The following is a 4,707-nucleotide window of genomic DNA, read 5'->3' on the forward strand; positions in this document are numbered from 1 at the left end:
GGCATCGTCCAGCAGGTAGGGCGGCAGCAGGTAGACGGTGCGGCCAATCGGGCGTATCAGCAGTTCGCGCGCCCGGCCTGCGAGGTGGAAGCGCTCGGCAAAGCGCGGTCCGGCCAGCGGTTCGCGCACATCGAAGGCCCAAATCATGCCGATATGGCGGAAGTTTTCTACCCGTGGGTCGGATTGCAGCGGGGCCAGCGCGGCGCTGAGGGTGGCGGCTTGCAGGCGGTTGTGGGCCAGCACGCCGTCTTGGTCAAACCGGTCGAGCACGGCCAGCGCGGCGCGGCAGGCCAGCGCGTTGCCGGTGTAGGAGTGCGAATGCAAAAAGCCCCGCGCCACGTTGTCGTCCAGAAAAGCCTCATAGACGCTGTCGCGCGACAAAACCAGCGACAAAGGCAGGTAGCCGCCGCTGATGCCCTTGGACAGGCACAGCAGGTCCGGCCAGATACCGGCCTGCTCCACCGCGAAGAAGGTGCCGGTACGGCCACAGCCCACGGCGATTTCATCCGCTATCAGCAGCACCTGGTACCGATCGCACAGCGCCCGCACGGCGCGCAGGTAGGCCGGGTCGTGCATGGCCATGCCGCACGCGCCCTGCACCAGCGGCTCAAGGATGATGGCGGCGATCTGGCCGTGGCGCTGCTCCAGCAGGGCCTGCAGCTCGGCGGCAGCACGCTGGGCCACATCGGCGGCGGATTCGCCGGGCAGGGCCTGGCGCGCGTCGGGCGACATCACCTGGTGCGAGCGCATCAGCAGCGGGTCGTAGGCATCGCGGAAGATTTGCACGTCGGTGACGGCCAGCGCACCCAGGGTTTCGCCGTGGTAGCCCTGGCGCAGGCAGACAAACTCGCGCTTGTCGCCCTGGCCCCGGTTGCGCCAGTGGTGAAAGGCCATCTTCAAAGCGATTTCCACGGCCGACGCGCCGTCGCTGGCAAAGAAGCAGTGGCCCAGCACGCCGCCGGTGAGTGCCGACAGCCGCTCGGCCAGCTCCACCGCCGGGGCGTGGGTGCAACCGGCCAGCATCACGTGCGGCAAGGTGTCGAGCTGGTCTTTGATGGCGGCGTTGATGCGCGCATCGGCATGGCCAAACAGATTGACCCACCAGGAGCTGATGGCATCGAAGTAGCGCTTGCCGTCTTCGTCAAACAGCCACACGCCCTGTCCGCGCACGATGGGCAGCGGCGGCACCTGGGCGGCGCGCTGCATTTGGGTGCAGGGGTGCCAGATGTGGGCCAGACTGCGGGTGACGAGGGAAGAGGTCATGGGGAAAGGTGTTGGCTGCGGGATTCGAGCAGACGTGTTGTGCGGGCCAATGCCTCGGCCATGACGGATTCACTGGGCAGTATGGTTTGGTATTCCGCTGCTAGCACTTTGTTGCCCAAGCCTTCCAGTGCGTAATGTGCCTCAGCCGCGCCTTTTTGCTGGCACAAGATCAGCCCCACGGGTGGGTTTTCGCCTTCACGCATCCAGTGCGCTTTGGCGTAATTCAGGTACGTGTGCATGTCGTCCAGGCGCAAGCGTTTTTGCCGCCCCACAAAGGCAAAGTCATCGCCCAGTTCCAGCAAAAAGTCTTCTAGGCGGTGGATCAACGCCGCTTCTAGCGCGGTTTCTGAATACTCGTCCTTCAGACCCAAAAACTCCAGCACGAACGGGTCTTTGATGGCCGACTCTGGGGTCACGGCATCCTCGGGAATCGCTATGGCACCCTTGGTGAGCATGGCCGCTTGGTTGCGCGACAGGCTGGTTCTCTCAAAGAACTGGCTGTTGATTTGGCGATCTATCTGCCGCACGCTCCAGCCTCCGCGCAAGGCTTCTGCCTCGTAAAACTGTCTGGCGAATGCATTTTTGACGGACAGCAGGCGGACGTAGGCAGACCACGGTAGAGGGAAGTGCTGCGCGATGCTGGCCAGCCCCGCAGCGGGTGGTGTGCGAGATGTATCAGACGGTGTCTGATAAATCTCAGCCAAGGGCCACACCAGGTAGAAATTGCGCATCTGCTGAAGATTGACGACGCCAAATCCACGGCCGAATGCACCCGTTAAATCCAGCGACAGCCGTTTGAGCAGTTGGTCGCCATAGTCGGCTCGGCGCTTACCTTTTTGCTCGGCCTCTACAACACGTCGGCCCAGCTCCCAGTAGCTGGCGGTCATCCATGCATTGACGCTACGGACAGCATGGGTGCGCGCCGTTTGCAGCACATCCACAATGCCGCCATGCACGGCGGCATAGCCCACAGGGGGCTTGGCCGCCGATGGCACTGGAGTCGCTTTCGCCACCGCGTTGTCCGCCAACCTACGCCGTCAGCCGCTCCAGCGCTTCCTGGTATTTGGCGGCGGTTTTGGCGATCACGTCGGCGGGGACGCGGGGGGCGGGCGGGGTTTTGTTCCAGGGCTTGCCGTCGATCTGCACCTGCTCCAGCCAGTCGCGCACAAACTGTTTGTCGTAGCTGGGCGGGTTGCTGCCTTCTACGTAGCCTTCCACCGGCCAGAAGCGCGAGGAGTCGGGGGTCAGCACCTCGTCCATCAGCACCAGGGTGCCGTCGGTGTCCAGGCCGAATTCGAACTTGGTGTCGGCAATGATCACGCCCTTGGTCAGGGCGAAGGCGGCGGCTTCGGAATAGATCTGGATGCTCAAATCGCGGATGCGCCCGGCCAGGTCGGCACCCACCATCTCCACGCTGCGCTCAAAAGTGATGTTTTCGTCGTGGTCGCCCACGGCGGCCTTGGCGGCTGGGGTGTAAATGGGGGCGGCCAGTTTGGAGGCATTGCGCAAGCCCGCAGGCAGCGGCACGCCGCAGACCGATTGGCCGTCTTGGTATTCCTTCCAACCGCTGCCGGCCAGGTAGCCGCGCACCACGGCTTCGATAGGCAGGGGTTTGAGGCGCTTGACCAGCATGGAGCGGCCGGTGACCTGGGGCACTTCTTCGGGCAGCACGGCGCTTTCGGGGGCTTCGCCGGTCAGGTGGTTCGGGCAGATGTGGCCCAGCTTGGCAAACCAGAACAGCGCCATTTGCGTCAGCAAAATGCCTTTGCCGGGAATCGGCTCGCCCAGGATCACATCAAAAGCGCTCAGGCGGTCGCTGGCCACCATCAGAATGCGGTCGGTGCCCACGGCATAGTTGTCGCGAACCTTGCCGCGCGCCAGCAGAGGCAGGCTGTGGATGGAGGAAGTGTGGACTGTGGTCATGGGGGCGTTTTCAGGAGGGTATTAGAGAGGGCGCAACCCTAGAGTGTAAAACGCCGGGTCAAATCGCATCCCAACCCTGCACCGCCGTCCACACCGCACCCAGAATCAGCACCCCACCCACGCCCCGGGAAATGGCGTTGGCCGCACGCGGGCTGGCCGCCAGCCAGTCGCGCGAGCTACCTGCCGCCACGGCCCACAAGCCGTACACCACGGTTTGCGTCAACGCGATGATGCCGCCCAGCACGACCGCTTGGATGCCCACCGACCCATACTCCACCCGCAGAAACTGCGGAAATATCGCCAGCATGAACAAATAGGCCTTGGGATTCATCAAGCAGGTCAACATGGCCCGCCGAAAAATCACCCCGGGCGGCGGCGTGCCGACGGCGGGCAAGGGCCCGATGGCCGACTGGCTGCGCAGCACCGCCACGCCAATCCAGGCGATGTAAGCCGCCCCAGCCAGCAGCAAGAAATTGAGCAGGCCCGGCACCCAGCGCAGCACCAGCCCCAAGCCCAGCACCCCGGCCACCACATGGCAGACCCCACCGGCCACGATGCCCGCCACCGCGAACAGGCCGGATCGCCGCCCACCGACGAGGGCGTTGGACAGCACAAAGGCCATGTCCATCCCCGGCAAGGCAATGATGCCGAAAACCATCAAGAAAAATAGCCAAAGGTGGGCGTAGTGGGTCATGTCGAGAGTCTCCGTGGATGTCAAAACCTCACTCTAAAACCCTATCAGGGCGGAATTGGCCCTGGTATATCTCTAAACTTGTGCCATGTACTCGCCCACCACCCGCGTGCTGACCGTGCTGGAACTCCTGCAGGCCCATGGCCGCTTGAGTGGCCCCGACCTGGCCCAGCGCCTGGCGGTGGACGGGCGCACGCTGCGGCGCTACATCCGCAAACTGGAAGACCTGGGCATTCCCGTGCTGTCCGAGCGCGGGCGCTACGGTTGCTACAGCCTGATGCCTGGCTTCAAGCTGCCACCGATGGTGTTTACCGACGACGAAGCGCTGGCCATCGCCTTGGGCCTGGTGGCCGCACGCGGGCTGGCGGTGGCGGGCGCGGCGGTGGAAAGTTCGCAGGCCAAGCTGGAGCGGGTGATGCCCGCCCCTTTAAAACAACGCGTCAGGGCGCTGGGTGAAACCGTGGCACTGGACCGCCCGGCATCCGCCCGCGCCCAAGACAGCCAGACGCTGATGGCCTTCAGCCTGGCCAGCTACCAGTGCCAGCAGGTGCATGTGCAGTACCGCTCTGCCCAAAACGACACCACGCAGCGGGACTTCGACCCCTACGGCCTGGCCTACCGGGGTCACCAGTGGTACGTGGTGGGCTACTGCCATTTGCGCTGTGGGCTGCGCTCTTTGCGGCTGGACCGGGTGTTGGCCGTGGAGCCGCGTGCGCAGCGCTTTGTGGCCCCGGCCAGCTTTGACGCGGTGCGCCACCTGGCGCTGGGCGTTGCCAGCATTCCCAGAGAGATCCAGATCGAGGTGCTGCTGCACACCGATATGGAGACGG

At 64.4% G+C, this 4,707-nt stretch carries 5 protein-coding genes; 1 reads left to right on the plus strand and 4 read right to left on the minus strand.

The genetic code is table 11. The features are described 5' to 3' along the window. The 4 genes from bioA to ABI213_RS17740 all read right to left on the minus strand — a co-directional run. The coding region (gene bioA / locus ABI213_RS17725; protein ID WP_348028032.1) for an adenosylmethionine--8-amino-7-oxononanoate transaminase at positions 1–1,263 on the minus strand (1,263 nt) is incomplete at its 3' end. Further along, on the minus strand, positions 1,260–2,276 hold the full coding sequence (locus ABI213_RS17730; RefSeq protein ID WP_348006952.1) for a PDDEXK nuclease domain-containing protein: 1,017 nt from the start codon (positions 2,274–2,276) through the stop codon (positions 1,260–1,262). The genes ABI213_RS17730 and bioA, both read right to left, overlap by 4 nt. Positions 2,277–2,292: 16 nt before the next feature. After that, entirely contained in the window at positions 2,293–3,186 is an 894-nt protein-coding gene (locus tag ABI213_RS17735; protein ID WP_348006953.1) for a phosphoribosylaminoimidazolesuccinocarboxamide synthase, read from the minus strand. A gap of 58 nt (positions 3,187–3,244) precedes the next feature. Continuing rightward, complete coding sequence (locus ABI213_RS17740) at positions 3,245–3,880, minus strand: LysE family translocator (protein WP_348028034.1); 636 nt, start codon at positions 3,878–3,880, stop codon at positions 3,245–3,247. 85 nt (positions 3,881–3,965) lie between these two features. On the opposite strand from ABI213_RS17740, the gene ABI213_RS17745 reads away from it, so the two are divergent. After that, the coding region (locus ABI213_RS17745; protein WP_348028036.1) for a YafY family protein at positions 3,966–4,707 on the plus strand (742 nt) is incomplete at its 3' end.

Origin of the sequence: Rhodoferax sp., assembly GCF_039922535.1 — a bacterium.
Lineage (GTDB): Bacteria > Pseudomonadota > Gammaproteobacteria > Burkholderiales > Burkholderiaceae_C > Rhodoferax_B.